General features: G+C 61.2%; 17 protein-coding genes, 1 tRNA gene and 1 pseudogene. 7 read left to right on the top strand and 12 right to left on the bottom strand.

The window, feature by feature from the left end; all coding sequences use genetic code 11:
- A partial coding sequence (locus FJ471_RS23205) for a sterol desaturase family protein (RefSeq protein WP_246684804.1) occupies positions 1-670 on the top strand: 670 nt, incomplete at its 5' end.
- 10 nt (positions 671-680) lie between these two features.
- Here the strand turns inward: FJ471_RS23205 and FJ471_RS23200 are convergent.
- From FJ471_RS23200 to FJ471_RS23185, 4 genes are all read right to left on the bottom strand, one after another.
- Positions 681-1199: a hypothetical protein gene (locus FJ471_RS23200; protein WP_140807067.1), complete on the bottom strand. Its 519-nt coding sequence runs from the start codon at positions 1197-1199 to the stop codon at positions 681-683.
- 3 nt (positions 1200-1202) lie between these two features.
- Entirely contained in the window at positions 1203-2612 is a 1410-nt protein-coding gene (trmFO, locus tag FJ471_RS23195; RefSeq protein ID WP_140807066.1) for a methylenetetrahydrofolate--tRNA-(uracil(54)-C(5))-methyltransferase (FADH(2)-oxidizing) TrmFO, read from the bottom strand.
- A 426-nt stretch (positions 2613-3038) separates the two neighbouring features.
- Positions 3039-3179 (bottom strand): DUF1127 domain-containing protein, encoded by a 141-nt coding sequence (locus FJ471_RS23190; protein ID WP_140807065.1) that lies wholly within the window; start codon positions 3177-3179, stop codon positions 3039-3041.
- Between the two features lie 51 nt (positions 3180-3230).
- Positions 3231-3371 carry a DUF1127 domain-containing protein gene (locus FJ471_RS23185; protein ID WP_006335194.1) on the bottom strand — a complete coding sequence of 47 codons (141 nt, stop codon included), beginning with the start codon at positions 3369-3371 and terminating at the stop codon, positions 3231-3233.
- Between the two features lie 234 nt (positions 3372-3605).
- Between FJ471_RS23185 and FJ471_RS23180 the strand changes: the two genes are divergently transcribed.
- Positions 3606-4724, top strand: a complete 1119-nt coding sequence (locus tag FJ471_RS23180) for a DUF2157 domain-containing protein (RefSeq protein WP_140807064.1) — start codon at positions 3606-3608, stop codon at positions 4722-4724.
- Positions 4721-5302 (top strand): GDYXXLXY domain-containing protein, encoded by a 582-nt coding sequence (locus FJ471_RS23175; protein WP_140807063.1) that lies wholly within the window; start codon positions 4721-4723, stop codon positions 5300-5302. The genes FJ471_RS23180 and FJ471_RS23175 overlap by 4 nt, the downstream gene beginning before the upstream one ends.
- A gap of 329 nt (positions 5303-5631) precedes the next feature.
- Here the strand turns inward: FJ471_RS23175 and FJ471_RS23165 are convergent.
- Positions 5632-5716 (bottom strand) — tRNA-Leu (locus tag FJ471_RS23165).
- Between the two features lie 444 nt (positions 5717-6160).
- Here FJ471_RS23165 and tig point away from each other — a divergent pair.
- Entirely contained in the window at positions 6161-7675 is a 1515-nt protein-coding gene (gene tig, locus FJ471_RS23160; RefSeq protein ID WP_140807061.1) for a trigger factor, read from the top strand.
- 177 nt (positions 7676-7852) lie between these two features.
- Positions 7853-8380: a hypothetical protein gene (locus tag FJ471_RS23155; RefSeq protein ID WP_140807060.1), complete on the top strand. Its 528-nt coding sequence runs from the start codon at positions 7853-7855 to the stop codon at positions 8378-8380.
- An 8-nt stretch (positions 8381-8388) separates the two neighbouring features.
- Here the strand turns inward: FJ471_RS23155 and FJ471_RS23150 are convergent, their stop codons facing one another.
- Positions 8389-9003 carry an isochorismatase family cysteine hydrolase gene (locus tag FJ471_RS23150; RefSeq protein ID WP_140807059.1) on the bottom strand — a complete coding sequence of 205 codons (615 nt, stop codon included), beginning with the start codon at positions 9001-9003 and terminating at the stop codon, positions 8389-8391.
- Positions 9004-9042: 39 nt separating this feature from the next.
- On the bottom strand, positions 9043-9564 hold the full coding sequence (locus tag FJ471_RS23145; RefSeq protein WP_140807058.1) for a MarR family transcriptional regulator: 522 nt from the start codon (positions 9562-9564) through the stop codon (positions 9043-9045).
- Between the two features lie 90 nt (positions 9565-9654).
- On the opposite strand from FJ471_RS23145, the gene FJ471_RS23140 reads away from it, so the two are divergent.
- Both FJ471_RS23140 and FJ471_RS23135 read left to right on the top strand, forming a co-directional pair.
- Positions 9655-10098, top strand: coding sequence for a DUF417 family protein (locus FJ471_RS23140; RefSeq protein WP_140807057.1), 444 nt, complete (start codon positions 9655-9657; stop codon positions 10096-10098).
- Positions 10099-10138: 40 nt separating this feature from the next.
- A complete protein-coding gene (locus FJ471_RS23135) occupies positions 10139-11668 on the top strand; it encodes an MFS transporter (RefSeq protein WP_140807056.1) in 1530 nt (509 codons plus the stop codon).
- 48 nt (positions 11669-11716) lie between these two features.
- Here the strand turns inward: FJ471_RS23135 and FJ471_RS23130 are convergent.
- From FJ471_RS23130 to FJ471_RS23110, 5 genes and pseudogenes are all read right to left on the bottom strand, one after another.
- Positions 11717-11875: pseudogene (locus FJ471_RS23130) on the bottom strand (JAB domain-containing protein); the annotation flags it as partial.
- Positions 11876-11993: 118 nt separating this feature from the next.
- Positions 11994-12218, bottom strand: coding sequence for a helix-turn-helix domain-containing protein (locus FJ471_RS23125; RefSeq protein ID WP_140807055.1), 225 nt, complete (start codon positions 12216-12218; stop codon positions 11994-11996).
- A gap of 483 nt (positions 12219-12701) precedes the next feature.
- Positions 12702-13106 (bottom strand): SgcJ/EcaC family oxidoreductase, encoded by a 405-nt coding sequence (locus FJ471_RS23120; protein WP_140807054.1) that lies wholly within the window; start codon positions 13104-13106, stop codon positions 12702-12704.
- Positions 13107-13147: 41 nt separating this feature from the next.
- Positions 13148-14032, bottom strand: coding sequence for an N-acyl homoserine lactonase AttM (attM, locus tag FJ471_RS23115; RefSeq protein ID WP_140807053.1), 885 nt, complete (start codon positions 14030-14032; stop codon positions 13148-13150).
- A gap of 26 nt (positions 14033-14058) precedes the next feature.
- The gene (locus FJ471_RS23110) at positions 14059-15561 is read right to left on the bottom strand and encodes a sugar ABC transporter ATP-binding protein (RefSeq protein ID WP_140807052.1); all 1503 of its coding nucleotides are present in this window, start codon (positions 15559-15561) and stop codon (positions 14059-14061) included.
- Positions 15562-15568: the final 7 nt, after the last annotated feature.

The following is a 15568-nucleotide window of genomic DNA, read 5'->3' as shown; positions in this document are numbered from 1 at the left end:
CCCGCATTTCTTTGATGCGAGTCCACGCGACGGAACCCCTAGCACGATTGACGTTTACGTCAAAGGGGTGTCCAGCCAGCACTACAACCTCTCGACGGCGCTCAGGCAGAGCTGGACGGGTCTATTTACCTTCACCTTCATCCTGCAGGCGCCGCTGGTGCTGCTCGGCTTTCATCCGGCTGTCATCGCCTTCGTCTTCGGCTTCAACTTGGTCTGGCAGTTCTGGATCCACACCGAAACCATCGGCAAGACGTGGGGCTGGTTCGAATTGATCTTCAACACGCCCTCGCACCACCGTGTGCACCACGCCACCAACCCGCGCTACCTCGACGCCAACTACGCCGGGACGCTGATCATCTGGGATCGCATGTTCGGCACCTTCGTGGAGGAGTTGGAGGAAGACCGGCCGCGCTACGGCATCGTCAAGAACATCGGCACCTTCAACCCGTTGAAGGTGGCCTTCCACGAATGGATCGGCATGTTCAAGGATGCGTTTGCGCCAGGGCTGACGCTCGGCCAGCGGATTAACTACCTCGTCCAGCCGCCGGGCTGGAGCCATGACGGCTCGCGCGATACGTCCGAGACGCTGAAGGCGGCTTATGTGCGGAGGAATCCGGGAGAAGCGGGCAAGCCGGGGCTGCCCCAGGCGAGTGCCGAGCCGGCGGAATAGTTGGAAATGACTAGCTGATACGCTGACCGGAGCCGAGATACAGCCCGGATTCTCCACCCATGGCGTCTGTGAAATTGGCCTCCAATTCAACCATAGCGTCGACGACCGCCGGTGTCTCTGAGGGCGCAGTTTCGGATTTGAAGCTGGCGCACACATACACACCGCGGGGGTGCGACGGGTCCAGCCGCGCTTGAATTGTCCAATACGAAGAGAGCGAATAAAGTGTCTTCATGAAATCGACGAGGATCTGATCGGTGTAAGGGCCTGGGAGGCGCTTTAAGGCAATAATCCTCTTCAGGCTCCGGTCCCGGTTCTTGATGTAGCGTTCGTTGTCGTACTGCCAACCTTTGCCGCCATGTGGCTGGCCGATCAGCGCTTCGAGTGCAGGGATATGAACCTCGCGCAATTTTTGGAGGCTCTTGCAGCGAATATAGAGGCTCCAGATAATCTCGTAGTCACCCGCAAAGGGCTCTTCACTTGCCGGCAGACCCGGCGGCAGAAGCTGAGGCAACCTGGAGACGTCAGCCATAAGCTACTCCGCCGCCTGCGCCTGCGCGGGCAGGCCCATCCATTGCCTGCAATCGGCCAGCGCCCTCGACGTGATGGCGTGGCGCTTGGCGATAGTCTTATCCTTGCCGCGCAGGCGCTTGCCTTCGGCTTTCGGCGCTTCCGCCGGCGGAAACAGGCCGAAATTGACGTTCATCGGCTGGAAGGAGCGCTTGCCCGGCTCGTCGTCGGAGACGATGTGGCCGCCGGTGATGTGGTTGAGGAGCGCACCGAAGGCCGTCGTCGCAGGCGGCAAAGATGGCGTCTGGCCGAGTCGCTCGGCGGCGGCAAAGCGGCCGGCGAGCAGGCCGATGGCGGCGCTTTCGACATAGCCTTCGCAGCCGGTGATCTGGCCGGCGAAGCGCAGGCCCGGCCGTGACCTCAGCTGGAGCGAGGGATCGAGCAGCGTCGGCGAGTTGATGTAGGTGTTGCGGTGCAGACCGCCGAGCCGTGCGAAGTCCGCGTTTTCAAGCCCGGGAATGGTGCGGAAGATGCGCACCTGCTCGGCATGCTTCAGCTTGGTCTGGAAACCGACCATGTTGTAGAGCGTGCCCAGCGCATTGTCCTGGCGAAGCTGCACCACGGCATAGGCCTTGACTGTCGGGTTGTGGGCGTTGGTCAGGCCCATCGGCTTCATCGGCCCGTAGCGCAAGGTCTCGACGCCACGTTCGGCCATCACCTCGATCGGCAGGCAGCCGTCGAAATAAGGCGTGCCTTCCCACTCCTTGAACTCGGTTTTCTGACCCTCCAGCAACGCCTGAACGAAGGCGAGATACTGGTCCTTGTCCATCGGGCAGTTGATGTAGTCCTTGCCGGTGCCGCCGGGGCCGATCTTGTCGTAGCGCGACTGGAACCAGGCAGTGTTCATATCGATCGTGTCGAAATGCACGATCGGCGCGATCGCGTCGAAGAAGGCCAGCGCATCGGCGCCGGTGGCCTCCGCGATCGACTGTGCGAGCGAGGGCGCCGTCAGCGGACCCGTGGCGATGATCGCCTGGTCCCAATCCTTGGGCGGCAGTCCGGGCACTTCCTCGCGCTGAATAGTGATCAGCGGATGCGCTTCGATCCTGGCCGTCACCGCGTCGGAAAAACCGTCGCGGTCGACCGCCAGCGCGCCGCCGGCAGGAACCTGATGCGCGTCGCCGGCGCTCATGATCAGCGAGCCGGCAAGCCGCATTTCGGCATGCAGCAGGCCAACGGCGTTGTTTTCGGCGTCGTCGGAGCGGAAGGAATTGGAGCAGACGAGCTCGGCCAGACCATCGGTCTTATGCGCGTCGGTGCCGCGCACTGGGCGCATTTCGTGCAGCACGACCGGGACGCCGGCTTGCGCGATCTGCCATGCGGCTTCGGAGCCGGCGAGGCCGCCGCCGATGACGTGTACGGGATTTTTGCTCATGAGCGCCGGAATAATCGCTTGGCGCAGCGATTGCAATTGCCGGGAAAATGGCTGGCCTGGTGACTAGCGCCAAAAACAACAACACCCGCCGGGGGAGGAGGTCCGGCGGGTGTCGTTTTGGGGGTCGATCCTCGGGAGGAGGTGAAGATCGACCGTATTCGTCATCGCCGGGGAGGAGGTCGGCTCTGACGAAATTCCTTTGGTCCTTAAGGACAAAAATTCTTTTCGCCTTTGAGAAGGGGCGAAACCTTGGAAGACGAACTTCGTTCGCTTGGAAGACGAACTTCGTTCGCTTCTGGAGAACAACGCCCGCCGGGGGAGGAGGTCCGGCGGGCGCCGTTTCGGTGGTCAACCCTCGGGAGGAGGTGAAGGTTGACCGTATCCGTCAGGGTCGGGGAGGAGGTCGACCCTGGCGAAATTCCTTACTTAGATCGCCTTGCGGGCGACCATCTTGATCTCGGCGCGAACGATGCCGAGATCATGGAGCTGGCGGTTCGAAAGCCGACCCAGCTCAGTAACGGTGTCGCGGTAGACGCGCCAGTTACGATAGCTGCGGATCAGGTTCATTGTCTTAACTCTCTTCAAAACTGGTTCGGACCATTTGCGGTCCGAAGCGGATTAGACCGCCTTGCGAGCGACGTAGTGGATGTCGCTGCGGCTGATGCCGAGGTCAGTCAGTTCACGGTTCGACAGGCGGCTCAGCTCGGAAACGGTGTCCCGGTAGCGGCGCCAGTTGCGGTAGTTGCGGATCAGGTTCATGGTAGTTCTCGTTTCGTCTTTGGTTCGGATCATTCCGTTTGTGTACGAACAGAAAATAGGTGAGATCATATCGGTTTAAAAGTGCCGTTGGCGCATGGCAGCAATGCAAATTGTGCAATGCAACATTAATGGCCATTCACGCCTGCGTCACAAAGAAGGCCGAATCGGAAAATGCCGCCGCGTCAACGGTTTGGCTGCCCCGGCTAAGAAAATGACCGGGCTCGGGGGGAAAGCATGGCGGGCTATGCGGCACGAGTGAGGGCGGATATCGCGCGCTGGCGGGAGGCCGGGCTGGTCGATCCCGCCACGGCGGAGGCATTGACGCGCGACGTCGTGGCCAATGAACGCGCGTCGCTGAGTTTCGGCTCCATCCTGGCGATGATGGCAGCGCTTTTGTTCGGCGCCGCGATCCTGATTTTCGTCGCCGCCAACTGGGAGGTCATCCCGCGTCTCGTTCGCGCGGCAGCGCTGTTTGCCCTCATCCTTGCCGGCTATGTCGGCGGCGCGGTGCTGAAGACGCGCGACCATGCCGCGATCGGCGAGGCGCTGTGGATCATCGCCGCCGCGGCCTTCGGCGGGTCGATCGCCCTGATCGGCCAGATGTATCACCTCTCGGGCGACGAGGCCTCGGCTCTGCTCACCTGGTGCGCCGGCACGGCGCTGGCGGCGGTGGCGCTGCGTTCCAACCCGCTGACCGTGGCGGCGGTCGGCATCGCGGACGCCTGGCTGGTCCTCAAGGGGTTCGGCTTCTACTGGCGCGCGGAAATTCCGCATCTCTTCATCGTCATGGCGATCGTCCTGTTCGCCATTTCGTTCTGGACGCGCAGCCAGGCCGCGCGCCACCTCATCATCCTGTCGGTCATTCTCTATCTGGTGCTGCTTGCGACGGATCACGACACGCTACCGGTGGCGGTGTCGCTAGCCATCGCCTCGGCGCTTCTCTTTGCCGCCGCGGTCTTTGCGGGCGATCCGATCGAGAGGATCCTTCAGCTCGGCCGCCGGCTGCCCTTGCACGCCTTGCTCGGCTTCCTCACCGGCATGGCGATCGTCCAGTTCGAACTAGCGGATGAAAGCACTTACAACAGCGGTTTCGCCGTCGCCTCGATCGTAGCGCTTGCCGGCATCGTCGCGGCGATCATGCTGGCGGGCCGCGAGAGCAGGGGGCTACGCTGGCTGGCCTATGCCGGTTTCGCCTTCGAACTCGCCATCATCTACAGCGTCACCTTGAAGTCGATGCTGGATACGGCCGGGTTCTTCCTGGCCGCGGCGGTGCTGCTCGGCATCCTGGCGCTGATCATCATCCGCGTCGAGAAACGCATGAGGGCGCCTGCGCAGCAGGGGGTAACAGCATGACCGGCAAGAAACTGATCGTCTCGGCGCTGGTGCTGGCGCTTGTCCAGATAAGCTTTCTCAGCTGGATCATCGCCGGTCGCGCCGCAATCCTGCGCAACGGCAAGGAAGTGCTCTTGAAAGTCGAGCCCGTCGATCCGCGCGATCTCCTGCGCGGTGACTATGTCTCGCTCAACAACAACATTTCGCGCATCCCGGCAAAGCTGATCTCCAACGTCCCGCAAGGCGCGTTTTCCACCGACGACGGCTCGATCACGGTGCGATTGAAGAAGGGCGCGGACGGCTACTGGCAGCCGACCGCGGCCTGGTTCGGCAAAGCGCCGGCCCCGGCCGGCGCGGACGAGGCGGATATCGCCGGACATGTCGCCGCGGGCTGGGACCTGCGCAGCCCCGACACGACGATCGCGCCGGACTACGGGATCAATCGCTTCTATGTGCCGGAAGGCGAGGGCATGGCGATCCAGGACGACATGCGCGTACGCCCGTTCGGCATCAAGCTCGCGCTATCGGCCGATGGCACCGCACAGATCAAGGCGCTGATGGACCGCGACAAGACGCTGTTCGAGGAGCCGCTGTACTGAATTACTAGAACCAAAGCGTCTTCATGCTTTTCAGGAAGACGTCGGTTATCGGGTAGCCTGATTTGTCTCCAAGAACGGAATCGATGCCGCATTTGGGGCAGATAGCCGTCGTCCCACGTCCGGCTTCATCTTCATCAACCCATTCTTGGATATCAGAGGGAGGATAGACGGAAAGGCAAAAGAAACATCCGCAGATTAGGCTGCTCTCCACCTCTTGCCTATGGTTGGAGCCGTGTTTGTGGGCTTGCCTAAGTTCCTCAGGGATTTCCATTATCGAAGCGACATCGGCTAAGGGCGGCCTGCCATCCGAAGCTCGTCAGAGCGAAGGATGGTGCGGATGAAGGGACTCGAACCCCCACGCCTTTCGGCACTGGAACCTAAATCCAGGGCGTCTACCAATTCCGCCACATCCGCTTTTCCCCGGCAATCCCATGTAGCCATCATTCTGTCAATGTCGGGGGTTCAAGTCATGCTTATCCGGCTAAAGCGCGTCGCGTCGGAATGGATTCAGGCGACGCGCCTTGAGTTTCGTTTGATGCATGCCGTTCTCCCAAAACCGCTGCGCACTTTTGGGCGGCATGCATTGCACCGAAGATAGTTGAAAATTAGCCTAGCCTGTGACAAAAGGCGTGTCGAATGTTACGGAACGTGAATTTCCGCTTCTGCAAGATGTGAAAAGTTATAGGTAAAACAAGAACTTATTCGCAGTTTGCAAAGCTTAGTTCAGGAGAATTTGAACCGCATCGGCGGTCAAATCGCCAGGTTCCGTACCAAAAGCCATTTCCGGCAAGATCATACCGGCAGGCTGTAAACGGTTGGGACCGTTGGCAGTCTCGTTGTTAAAACAAAGGTTCTAGGATGCAGGTCACCGAAACGCTCAACTCCGGTCTCAAGCGCGAGATCAAGATCACCGTGCCGGCCGGTGACATGGAAGCCAAGCTGATGGCGCGGCTGACCGATGCCCGCGACAAGGTGCGCATCAATGGCTTTCGCCCGGGCAAGGTGCCGGTGCAGCACCTGCGCAAGATGTACGGCAAGTCGTTCATGGCCGAGGTCGTCAACGAGATCCTCAACGACTCGACCCGTTCGATCATCTCGGGGCGCGGCGAAAAGGCCGCCATGCAGCCCGAAGTGATCATGACCGAGGACGAGAAGGAGGCCGAGAAGATCCTGGCTGGCGGCTCCGACTTCGAATTCAGCCTCAATTACGAGGTCATCCCGGCGATCGAGATCAAGGATTTCTCCGACATCAAGGTGACGCGTCAGGTTTACGACGTGCCGGAATCGGAAGTCGACGATCAGGTCAAGCGCGTCGCCGAATCGGCGCGCAGCTACGAGCCGAAGACCGGCAAGGCCGCCGAGGGCGACCGCGTCAGCATCGACTATGTCGGCAAGATCGACGGCGAGGCTTTCGCCGGCGGCGCCGGCAACGACCAACCGCTGGTGCTCGGCTCCAAGGAGTTCATCCCCGGCTTCGAGGACCAGCTGATCGGCGCGAAGGCCGGCGACGAGAAGCAGGTCACCGTCACTTTCCCCGAAAGCTACCAGGCGGCGCATCTGGCCGGCAAGGAAGCCACCTTCGACGTCACCGTCAAGGAAGTGTCGGCGCCCGGCGCGCTCGAGGTCAATGACGAGACGGCCAAGAATCTCGGCCTGGAATCGCTGGAGCGCCTGCGCGAGATCGTGCGTGGCCAGATCGAGAACCAGTTCGGCTCGATGACCCGCCAGAAGGTGAAACGCCAGCTGCTCGACCAGCTCGATGCTTCGTATTCCTTCGAGGCGCCGTCGAAGCTCGTCGAGGCCGAGTTCAACAACATCTGGGCTCAGGTCAACCGCGACCTCGAAGCAGCCGGCCGCACTTTCGCCGACGAGGAGACGACGGAAGAAGAGGCGCGGGCCGAATATATGCGCCTTGCCGAGCGCCGCGTGCGCCTTGGCCTGGTTCTGGCCGAGATCGGTGAGAAGGCCGGCGTCACCGTGTCGGACGAAGAGCTGCAGCGCGGCCTGTTCGAGCAGGTGCGCCGCTTCCCGGCCAACCAGCAGCAGGAAGCCTTCGAGTATTACCGCAGCAACCCCGAAGCCATCAACGCGCTGCGCGCGCCGATGTTCGAGGAGAAGGTCGTCGACTATCTGCTCGGCCAGATATCGGTCAACGACGTCAAGGTCGGCAAGGACGAACTGATGGCCGACGACGAGGAGGCCGAGACCGCGACTAAGGCGAAGCCGGCCAAGAAGGCTTCCTCGAAGAAAGCCGAAGCCAAGGCAAGTGAGGCAAAGACGGGCGAGGCAAAGGCGGGCGAAGCCGCCGACGAGGCCGAAGAGCCGAAGAAGAAGGCCGCGCCGAAGAAGAAGGCCGCCAAGGAAGCCGAGTAACAGGTCCCAATTCATCGATTTCGAAAGGCCGCCTCCGGGCGGCCTTTTTCATTGTGATGTGATCCATTGTGGCGGCGCGGCAACACAGACAACTTGTCTTGATGGCCTGCCGCTGGCGATACCAAGCGTTGAACATTATCTGCGCTTCATCGCGTTCGCGGCTGTTTGGAGGCACTGGTGAGGCTGGGGTTCATGATGAGAGACGTGGTCGTCGCCGCGGCGCTCTTCTTTGCCACGACCGCCGGCGCTGCCCGGGCCGAGCCGGATCTCGGCAACTGGAGCGTCGGCGCCGGCGATGACGGCCAGATCACGGCATCGCTGCACGCCAGCAACAAGCTGATCACCGGCGGCGGAGCCCTGGGTTACAGCCCGGTATTGACCTTGGCTTGCCGGCCTGACGGCGAACCGCGCTGGAGCGAATGGCTCCAGCTCAACGATGCCGTCTCCGCCAGCCGCAAGATCACCATCTCCGTCATTGTCGATGGCGGCGGCAAAATCGACGAGAGCTGGTCGGTTGGCCCGCGCGGCAGAACGCTGGTCAGGGATGGAGACGATGGCATCAGGCGCCTGGCGTCAGCCAACCGGCTGACGCTGTCATGGCGCTTCGGTCTGCTCTCGGGGCGCGGCGAGGCCGATTTCGAGCTCTCGGGCCTCTCCGAGGCGATTGGGCAGATTGCGGCAAGCTGCAAGACCGATCCGCCCTGATCCTACGCTTAGAACAGGCTTTCCAGTTCCGCGGCCGTCATCACGCGCCCGAACACCTTGCCAATGATAGCGAGCGTCGCGTCGTGCGATGCCTCGTCCAGCCCGCCATTGGCATCGCCGACGAAAGCCACTTTGTAGTCGCGCATGAAGGCGCTGCGGGCCGTCGATTCGCAGCAGATGCTCGTCACCGTGCCGATGATGATGACGGTGTCGACCTGGCCGGCGCCGCGAATGTTGCGCAGCACCGTTTCCAGCTGCGTGTTGTGGAACGCGTCGTAGCGGTGCTTCTTGATGACCACCTCGCCCGCCAAGGGGGCGAGTTCCGCGACGATCCCGGTGCCGGCGCTGCCTTCGCGCATGCCTTCGGCCTTCAGTCTCGGCTGGTAGGCGGTTTCGAGCGGCGAGATGTTGAAATGGTCGCTCAGCACATGCTGCGTGTAGACCACCGGGACGCCATGTGCGCGGCACAGTTCGATCACCCGCCGCATGACCGGAATGCGATGCCGGGCCATCGCCACTTCCATCACCGCGCCCTCGTCGACGAAGTCGCTCTGCATGTCGATGACCAGGAGCGCGGCGCGTTCTTTGTCGAACCGCCAAGGTTGTTCGTCGTTCTGAGGCATTGGCTATTCGTCCTGTTCGTATCCGTGCCGGGCGGCTCGTCAGATTTCGGGCCAAGACGCCATGTCCGCATGCATCGGGCACTGGTCTCCGGGACAGGCGGTAAATTCGCAAAGGCGGCAAAAATGGCTCACTCCGTAAGCATCCGTCGCCAGTGGCCGCATCAGCTTCTCGAGGAGGCCGGCGAGCTGCTTTTCTTCAGCGGCGGTGAGGACTTCAAGATAGTCCTTGACCGCCGCGCAACGTGCGACGAGCGCGGGCAGTACGGCTTTGCGGCCTGCCGCGGTTACATGGAGGTGGGTGGCACGCTTGTCCTGACCCTTACGAGCTTCGACGAAACCCTGGGCTTCGAGCTTATCGACCAGACGCACCGTTGCCGTGTGCGAGAGGTTCAGCGCTCGCGCGAGCTGCGCGTTGGTGATGCCTTCCCAAAAACCCATGATGTTGAGCGCAGCCGAGGCGGAGTCAGTCTGGTTGGGGTGACTTTTTAGGGTCGCCTCGACGCGTTCGGCAATTTCGCCGGCGAAAGCGGCAAGCATATTGGCGGTTCTCAGACGGGTCATGGCGGCAATCTTTATCATGAGGGGTTGACGGCGCTAGCGATTATATGGCTTACTATGTGCGTGTAGCACGCACTTATCAAGGAGGTAGTCATGGCGAATTTACAGAAATGGACCCTGGCGGCAGGGCAGGTGGTGGCTCGATACAGCGTTGTCCTCTTTTTCGTGGTGTTTGGGGTAGCTAAGTTCACCGCTGCCGAAGCGACGGCGATTCATCCGTTGCTCGTCCACAGCCCATTCTTGTTCTGGCTCCCCAGCCTGTTTGACCAGCAGCTGTCTTCGAACATCATCGGCATCGTGGAGATTGCCTTGGCCCTGATGATGGCCTCGCGTCCCTTTACGCCATGGGTGTCGGCGATCGGTAGTTACGGCGTCGCCGCCTCGCTGGTGGTCACGCTCAGTTTCCTGGCGACTACGCCGCAACTCGACCCGGCGCTCGGCGCTTTCATCGTCAAGGACTTGACCCTCTTCGGTGTGGCGCTTTGGTCGGCTGGCGAAGCTCTGGCGGCGGTAAAGCCGCGCGTGGCATCGCTTTGAAGCGGCAACGTCTGCGGACGTCGGCAATCAGGAGATGGCAATGGGCGCATCCGGCGTCACCGATCCGCGCGCAGACCGGGCTACGCATCGCGAATGGATCGGCCTCGGGATCATTGCGCTGCCTTGCATACTCTACGCAATGGACCTGACCGTGCTGAACCTGGCCGTGCCGTCGCTCAGCGCCGACCTCAAGCCGACAGCCGCGCAATTGCTCTGGGTCGTTGACATCTACGGCTTTCTGGCTGCGGGTACGCTCCTCATTATGGGCGCCCTCGGTGACCGGATAGGACGGCGCAAACTGCTGCTGATCGGATCGGCGGCGTTCGGGCTACTGTCGCTGGTCGCAGCCTTTGCACGGAGCGCCGAGATGCTCATCCTGGCTCGGGCACTGCTCGGAATCGCCGGCGCGACGATGGCGCCTTCGACACTGTCTCTCATCGGCAACATGTTCCGCGACAACCGCCAGAGGACTTTTGCCGTAAGCGTCTGGGTTGCGAGTTTCTCGTTTGGCGGCGCGATCGGCCCGGTCGTCGGCGGTTTGCTCCTGTCGCACTTCTGGTGGGGAGCCGTGTTCCTGGTGCCTATCCCTATCACGGTGGTGCTGCTGGTGGTCGGGCCGGTGCTGTTGCCCGAGCACAAGACCCCAAACGCCGGGCGGCTTGATGTCCTGAGTGCGGCTTTGTCTCTTGCGGCCGTGTTGCCAGTCATCTTTGGCATCAAGCTCGTCGCCGAGGGCGGCGGCCTCGTGTTGTCGGCATCCGCGGTCGCATTGGGCCTGGTGTTCGGGGTGCTGTTTGTAAGTCGGCAGATGGCCCTGCCTGACCCGCTCCTCGACTTGCGCCTGTTCAAGCAGTCCGTGGTGGCAGCGGCGCTCGCAGTCAACGTCCTCGATTTCTTTGTCGGCTTCGGAATTCTCGTTCTTGTGGCCCAATATCTTCAGTTGGTTCTGGGACTAAATCCGCTGGAAGCCGGCCTGTGGAGCATCCCTGCCGGCCTTGGGTTCATAGCGGGCTCCTTGTTGACTTCGGTCGTGCTCAAGCTGATGCGGCCGGCCCATGCCCTCGGCTTCGGCCTCGCTCTCGGAGCGGGTGGTCTTGCGCTGATGGCATATGCGGCGGAAATGCACAGTTTGATCCTAATCGTTCTGGGCAATGTGCTTTTCTCGATCGGCTCGGCTCCGGGCATCGCGATCGTCGCAGACCTCGTCGTCAGCGCGGCGCCGAAGGAACGGTCTGGGGCTGCTTCAGCGCTTTCCGAGACGGCCTCCGAGTTCGGTGGCGCGCTTGGCATCGCCTTGCTTGGCAGTCTGGCAACGCTGCTTTATCGCTCTGCGCTCGGCACGGCCATGCCGACTGGCGCTTCTGACGATGCGATGGAGACTGCGCTGCGCGGTATCGGCGCTGCGAGCAGTCTTGCGCCAAGTCTCGGAGAGGGCAACGTGTTGTTGTCGGCAGCGCGAAGCGCCTACACGAGCGCGGCGGCGGGCTCGTTCCTGGCTGCCGCAGGGATCATGCTACTGGCCGCAATTGTTGCTGTGGCAATGCTTCGAAACCTGAAGACGCGTGGATGATGCCTCGCAGGCCTGTCTTAGCGAGCGTGTGGCAGCGACGCAGGCGGTCTAGATCAGCAGCAGGCCCTTCATCGAGGCGTTGCCCTTGCGGCCGATGATGATGTGGTCGTGCACGGCGATGCCGAGGGGCTTGGCCGTATCGATGATCTGCTTGGTCATCTCGATGTCCGCGCGGGAAGGTGTGGGATCCCCCGAAGGGTGGTTGTGGAACTTCCTATCGCCGTAGGCTAACTTATTGAAATAGATCGCGAAAATCCCCATCTTTGAAAACGTAAGGAGCAGCTTCTGGGGTCGGTGTTGGATGCTTCTCCGTCACTAATCACCCTCACTCACCGCCATTTACGATGAATCGCTTTGACGCACGGCACGCCACTGTATTCTTTTGATCCCACGTCTCGAGTTCCTTAATTGGGTACAACACGGCTTTGCCAAGCTTGACATACGCCGGTCCAATCCTCTTGGCTCGCCAATTTCGCAGCGTTCCAAGAGAGATGCTGCCGCGATAGCGTTCCGACACTTCCTCAGCTGTCAAAAACTTCCTGTTGTCCATCAAGCTCACCAAATGTTCGTCGAGAACATGGGGGCAGGCTCACGCACGCTCCCAAGCCCACGGTAATGCAGTTGCGCGGCCTTGAGTACGTACATGCATCGGAAATAGAAGCCGCTGAGCGAGGGAGTAGAAGCAGGGGATATGCCTGGATAGAAATCGGATCAACCGCCAATGGCGTGTGCAAGGTAGGTCGATCCCAGCCAACCGGAAAATGAGGAGTGCGAGCTCCGGGACCATCACCTCGACCTGTTAGTGCTTGGGTAGATGTCGGAGACGAATTGCCTAAGCGACGCCTTTCGGCGAGTTTGAGCCATCCAAGAAGACTGAGCCGGGCGAGCGCAAGGTTCCTGGAAGATTTTCGAACTTTTGGGTCGCGCCCCGGATCGAATTGCGGGTGCTTTGCGCCCAATCTCGGTCGTGAATATTAAATCGGGGCTTCATCCAAAGCAGGTCAAGGCGGAGCTAACTACGAGGCCGGTCTTGCTAGCCACGGGAAGGTTTTTGTCCAGGGACGAGCTCTGAAAAATGGTGCAAGGCGATCTGCCATTCGTTCCCTTTGGCGACAATCACGAAGCTAGAACGGACGACGTTCTTGGTCACTGTCCCGTCGAAGTTATAGTTAAGGATATTGCCGAAGCCCTGCGTCGCAAATACGTCTGGGCCCATCGGCCGCGTGTTTTGGTCGACCAAGGTCAATTCGACCCTCTCAAGGATCAGTCTGTAGCTCCCGAAATATTCCTCGATTTCCGACCGGCCAACGTAGAGCCGCGGCAGCAGGCCGAAAAACACGGCGTCCTTAGTGTAGATGCGTGCCAGTGCCTTCGGATCCCAGGTCGCCGCGGCAGCGTTCCAGCGCGTCTGGATGTTGTCTAGGATCGTGTCGTGCATTTGGAGGCTGCTCCCAAGGGAACGGTTGGCGGCAATAGTGATCACTGCGCTCCGCGGCTGCGCCGCGTTCGCTCGGTTTGAACAATTTCATGGGGGCCGCGACCGGTGACTCCGGCCGGTCGCGGAAGCCTGTGTTGGCTTTTGTAATACTCGGCCGGGGCCTTCTTGAATTTCTGCCAGGTCTGCATGTCGTGGCCGGGTACGACGATGGCATTTTCCTTCTCGACGATGCGGCGGAGCCTGCGAACAGATGCTGCTGCCTCCCGCGCGGATGTCAGTGCGCCAGGCAGGCATTTCTCGTTCCAATGATCCATGGTGTAGGCAGCGTCGATCGCTAGGAGGATAGGGCCAGTCTCAGGCAGCCGCACCATGATCGACTGATGGCCCGGCGTGTGTCCCGGCGACAGGAAGGTCTGGACGCTGCCATCGCCGAACACGTCGTATTGGTCTTCGTCCTCCATGACATCCCAGGTGATGCCGTCTTTGGTGAGGTCCTTCTTGATGTACCCGCCCTGCATGAACCAGTCTGCAGCAAAGGCCCAGTCGATCTCGCGTCGCTGCACCAGATGGCGCGCCTTCGGGAAGTTCCCGCAGGCGCCGGAATGATCGAGATGAAGGTGCGAATGCAGCACGAACTTGATGTCGTCGGGCTTCATGCCGATTTTGCTGAGCTGATTCACACAGCCCTCTTCCGGATCCATGATCGGATAGTATTTCTTCGTGGTGTCGCCCCACCAGCCTTCCGGATCCCTGGCCGCTTCGACTGCGGTGCCTCCGTCGATCACGATGTTGCCCTTGGGATGAACGATCAGATACCAAGGAATGGGTGTAAAGAACTCCGCTTGGCTATAGCCGAGCTTGATGTCGACCTCTTTCTGCCGGATCTGGCCGGTCTGAAACATGTAGAGCCTGATGTCAGTGCTCATGGATCGTCCTCCTTCTGTGCGATTGATTATGCGGCGCGTCTCGATATCCCGCTCAGCGTCACGGCCAGCAGTTCGTCGTAGGTCCAGTCTTTTTTCGGGGCTTCGGCGACCTTAACGCCGTCGTGGATGATCATAATCCGGTCGGCCAGGGCGAGGGTCTCGCGAAGCGATGAAGAGACTAGGAGCACCGCGGCGCCGCCGCTCGCCAGGCCAAGGATGATGTCATAGATTTCCTTGATCGCGCCGACGTCGACACCGTTGGTGGGCTCGACCACGATATAGACTGCGGCACCGGCGCTCATCCATTTGCCGATAACCAACTTCTGTTGGTTACCGCCTGAGAAGAACCGTACCTGCGTGGACGAATTGGGCGGGCGGACCGCGAGCCGCTCCATCACCCCGTCGGCATATTTTCGCATCGGACCCGGGCTGACCGTCAGCAGGCGTTGCAACGAGTTCAGCACCGGCAGGCAGATATTTTCGGCGACCGACAGGGACGGGAACAGGGCCTGTTTGCGCCGATCTTCGGGGATGAGCGCGATTCCGGCGCTCCGGGCTTGAATCGGCGTTGCCAGTGCGACTGTCTTACCTCGCACCGAGGCGCTCCCAGAGTGGCGCGTGATGCCGCCAAGCGCGCGGGCCAGTTCTTCCATGCCGCCACCGACCGGCCCGGTGACACCGAGGACTTCGCCTGCGTGAACTTTGAAGCTCAGCGGCGCCAGCCGGGCCGTGGATATGGCGGTTACCTCAAGGGTAACGTCTGGGAGGACGCTTTCGCCATTGTTGAAGGTGGCCAACTCCGAGCGATTGCGATCGACCATCAGCTCCGTAACTCGGTCCTCGGTGACCTCGCCCCTGTTCAGGGTGCCGGAGACAAGGCCGCCCCGCAGGATCGTGGCGCGGTCGCAAATCTCCTGCACCTCGCGCAGCCGGTGGGAGATGTACACGATCGCAATGCCCTGAGCCTTGAAGCCCTCGATGATCCGGAAGAGCGCCTCTGACTCGGCGGCTGACAGCCGCGCGGTCGGTTCGTCGAGGACGATCAATTTGTAGCGCCGATGGAAAAGAGTCGCCAAGGTGACAAGCTGCATCTCGGCCGCCGAAAGGTCGCCCGCGAGCCTCCTCACATCGAGGTCGATACCCATCTCGGCTAAAATCCGAGCCGCTTCTTCGTGAATGGCCCGGTCATTCAGAGAAACCCGCCCTGGCTCGTTGCCGAGCAGGATGTTCTGGCCGACGGTGAAGCTCGAGACCAGTTCCGCATCCTGGTACACGGCACCCAGACCTAGCCGGTGGGCTTCTGGTGGGCTCGAAATCCTGACCGGGACGCCGTCGAGCAGGATTTCCCCGGCGCTTGGACTGTACACTCCCGTCATGAGATTGATGAGCGTCGACTTGCCGGCGCCGTTCTCGCCGAGCAAACCATGAACCTCGCCACTGGCGAAGCTCAGGCTGACACCTTTTAGGGCCTTGGTGCCGGCAAATTCCTTTTCGAGGTTTCTCAATTCGACGAGGGGTGCTTCAGACATGACCATC

Source organism: Mesorhizobium sp. B2-7-1, from assembly GCF_006440735.1.
Taxonomy (GTDB): Bacteria; Pseudomonadota; Alphaproteobacteria; order Rhizobiales; family Rhizobiaceae; genus Mesorhizobium.
The sequence above is the reverse complement of the archived record's forward strand: the minus strand, read 5'-3'. Positions and strand labels throughout refer to the sequence as shown.

Excerpts from the sequence above, each read along its gene's own strand:
- attM (WP_140807053.1), bottom strand. The coding sequence starts at position 14,032 with ATGAGCACTGACATCAGGCTCTACATGTTTCAGACCGGCCAGATCCGG.
- FJ471_RS23110 (WP_140807052.1), bottom strand. The coding sequence starts at position 15,561 with ATGTCTGAAGCACCCCTCGTCGAATTGAGAAACCTCGAAAAGGAATTT.
- FJ471_RS23150 (WP_140807059.1), bottom strand. The coding sequence starts at position 9,003 with ATGCCTCAGAACGACGAACAACCTTGGCGGTTCGACAAAGAACGCGCC.
- FJ471_RS23125 (WP_140807055.1), bottom strand. The coding sequence starts at position 12,218 with ATGGACAACAGGAAGTTTTTGACAGCTGAGGAAGTGTCGGAACGCTAT.
- FJ471_RS23200 (WP_140807067.1), bottom strand. The coding sequence starts at position 1,199 with ATGGCTGACGTCTCCAGGTTGCCTCAGCTTCTGCCGCCGGGTCTGCCG.
- FJ471_RS23140 (WP_140807057.1), top strand. The coding sequence starts at position 9,655 with ATGGCGAATTTACAGAAATGGACCCTGGCGGCAGGGCAGGTGGTGGCT.
- FJ471_RS23135 (WP_140807056.1), top strand. The coding sequence starts at position 10,139 with ATGGGCGCATCCGGCGTCACCGATCCGCGCGCAGACCGGGCTACGCAT.
- FJ471_RS23145 (WP_140807058.1), bottom strand. The coding sequence starts at position 9,564 with ATGACCCGTCTGAGAACCGCCAATATGCTTGCCGCTTTCGCCGGCGAA.
- FJ471_RS23180 (WP_140807064.1), top strand. The coding sequence starts at position 3,606 with ATGGCGGGCTATGCGGCACGAGTGAGGGCGGATATCGCGCGCTGGCGG.
- tig (WP_140807061.1), top strand. The coding sequence starts at position 6,161 with ATGCAGGTCACCGAAACGCTCAACTCCGGTCTCAAGCGCGAGATCAAG.
- FJ471_RS23190 (WP_140807065.1), bottom strand. The coding sequence starts at position 3,179 with ATGAACCTGATCCGCAGCTATCGTAACTGGCGCGTCTACCGCGACACC.
- FJ471_RS23120 (WP_140807054.1), bottom strand. The coding sequence starts at position 13,106 with ATGCACGACACGATCCTAGACAACATCCAGACGCGCTGGAACGCTGCC.
- FJ471_RS23175 (WP_140807063.1), top strand. The coding sequence starts at position 4,721 with ATGACCGGCAAGAAACTGATCGTCTCGGCGCTGGTGCTGGCGCTTGTC.
- FJ471_RS23185 (WP_006335194.1), bottom strand. The coding sequence starts at position 3,371 with ATGAACCTGATCCGCAACTACCGCAACTGGCGCCGCTACCGGGACACC.
- trmFO (WP_140807066.1), bottom strand. The coding sequence starts at position 2,612 with ATGAGCAAAAATCCCGTACACGTCATCGGCGGCGGCCTCGCCGGCTCC.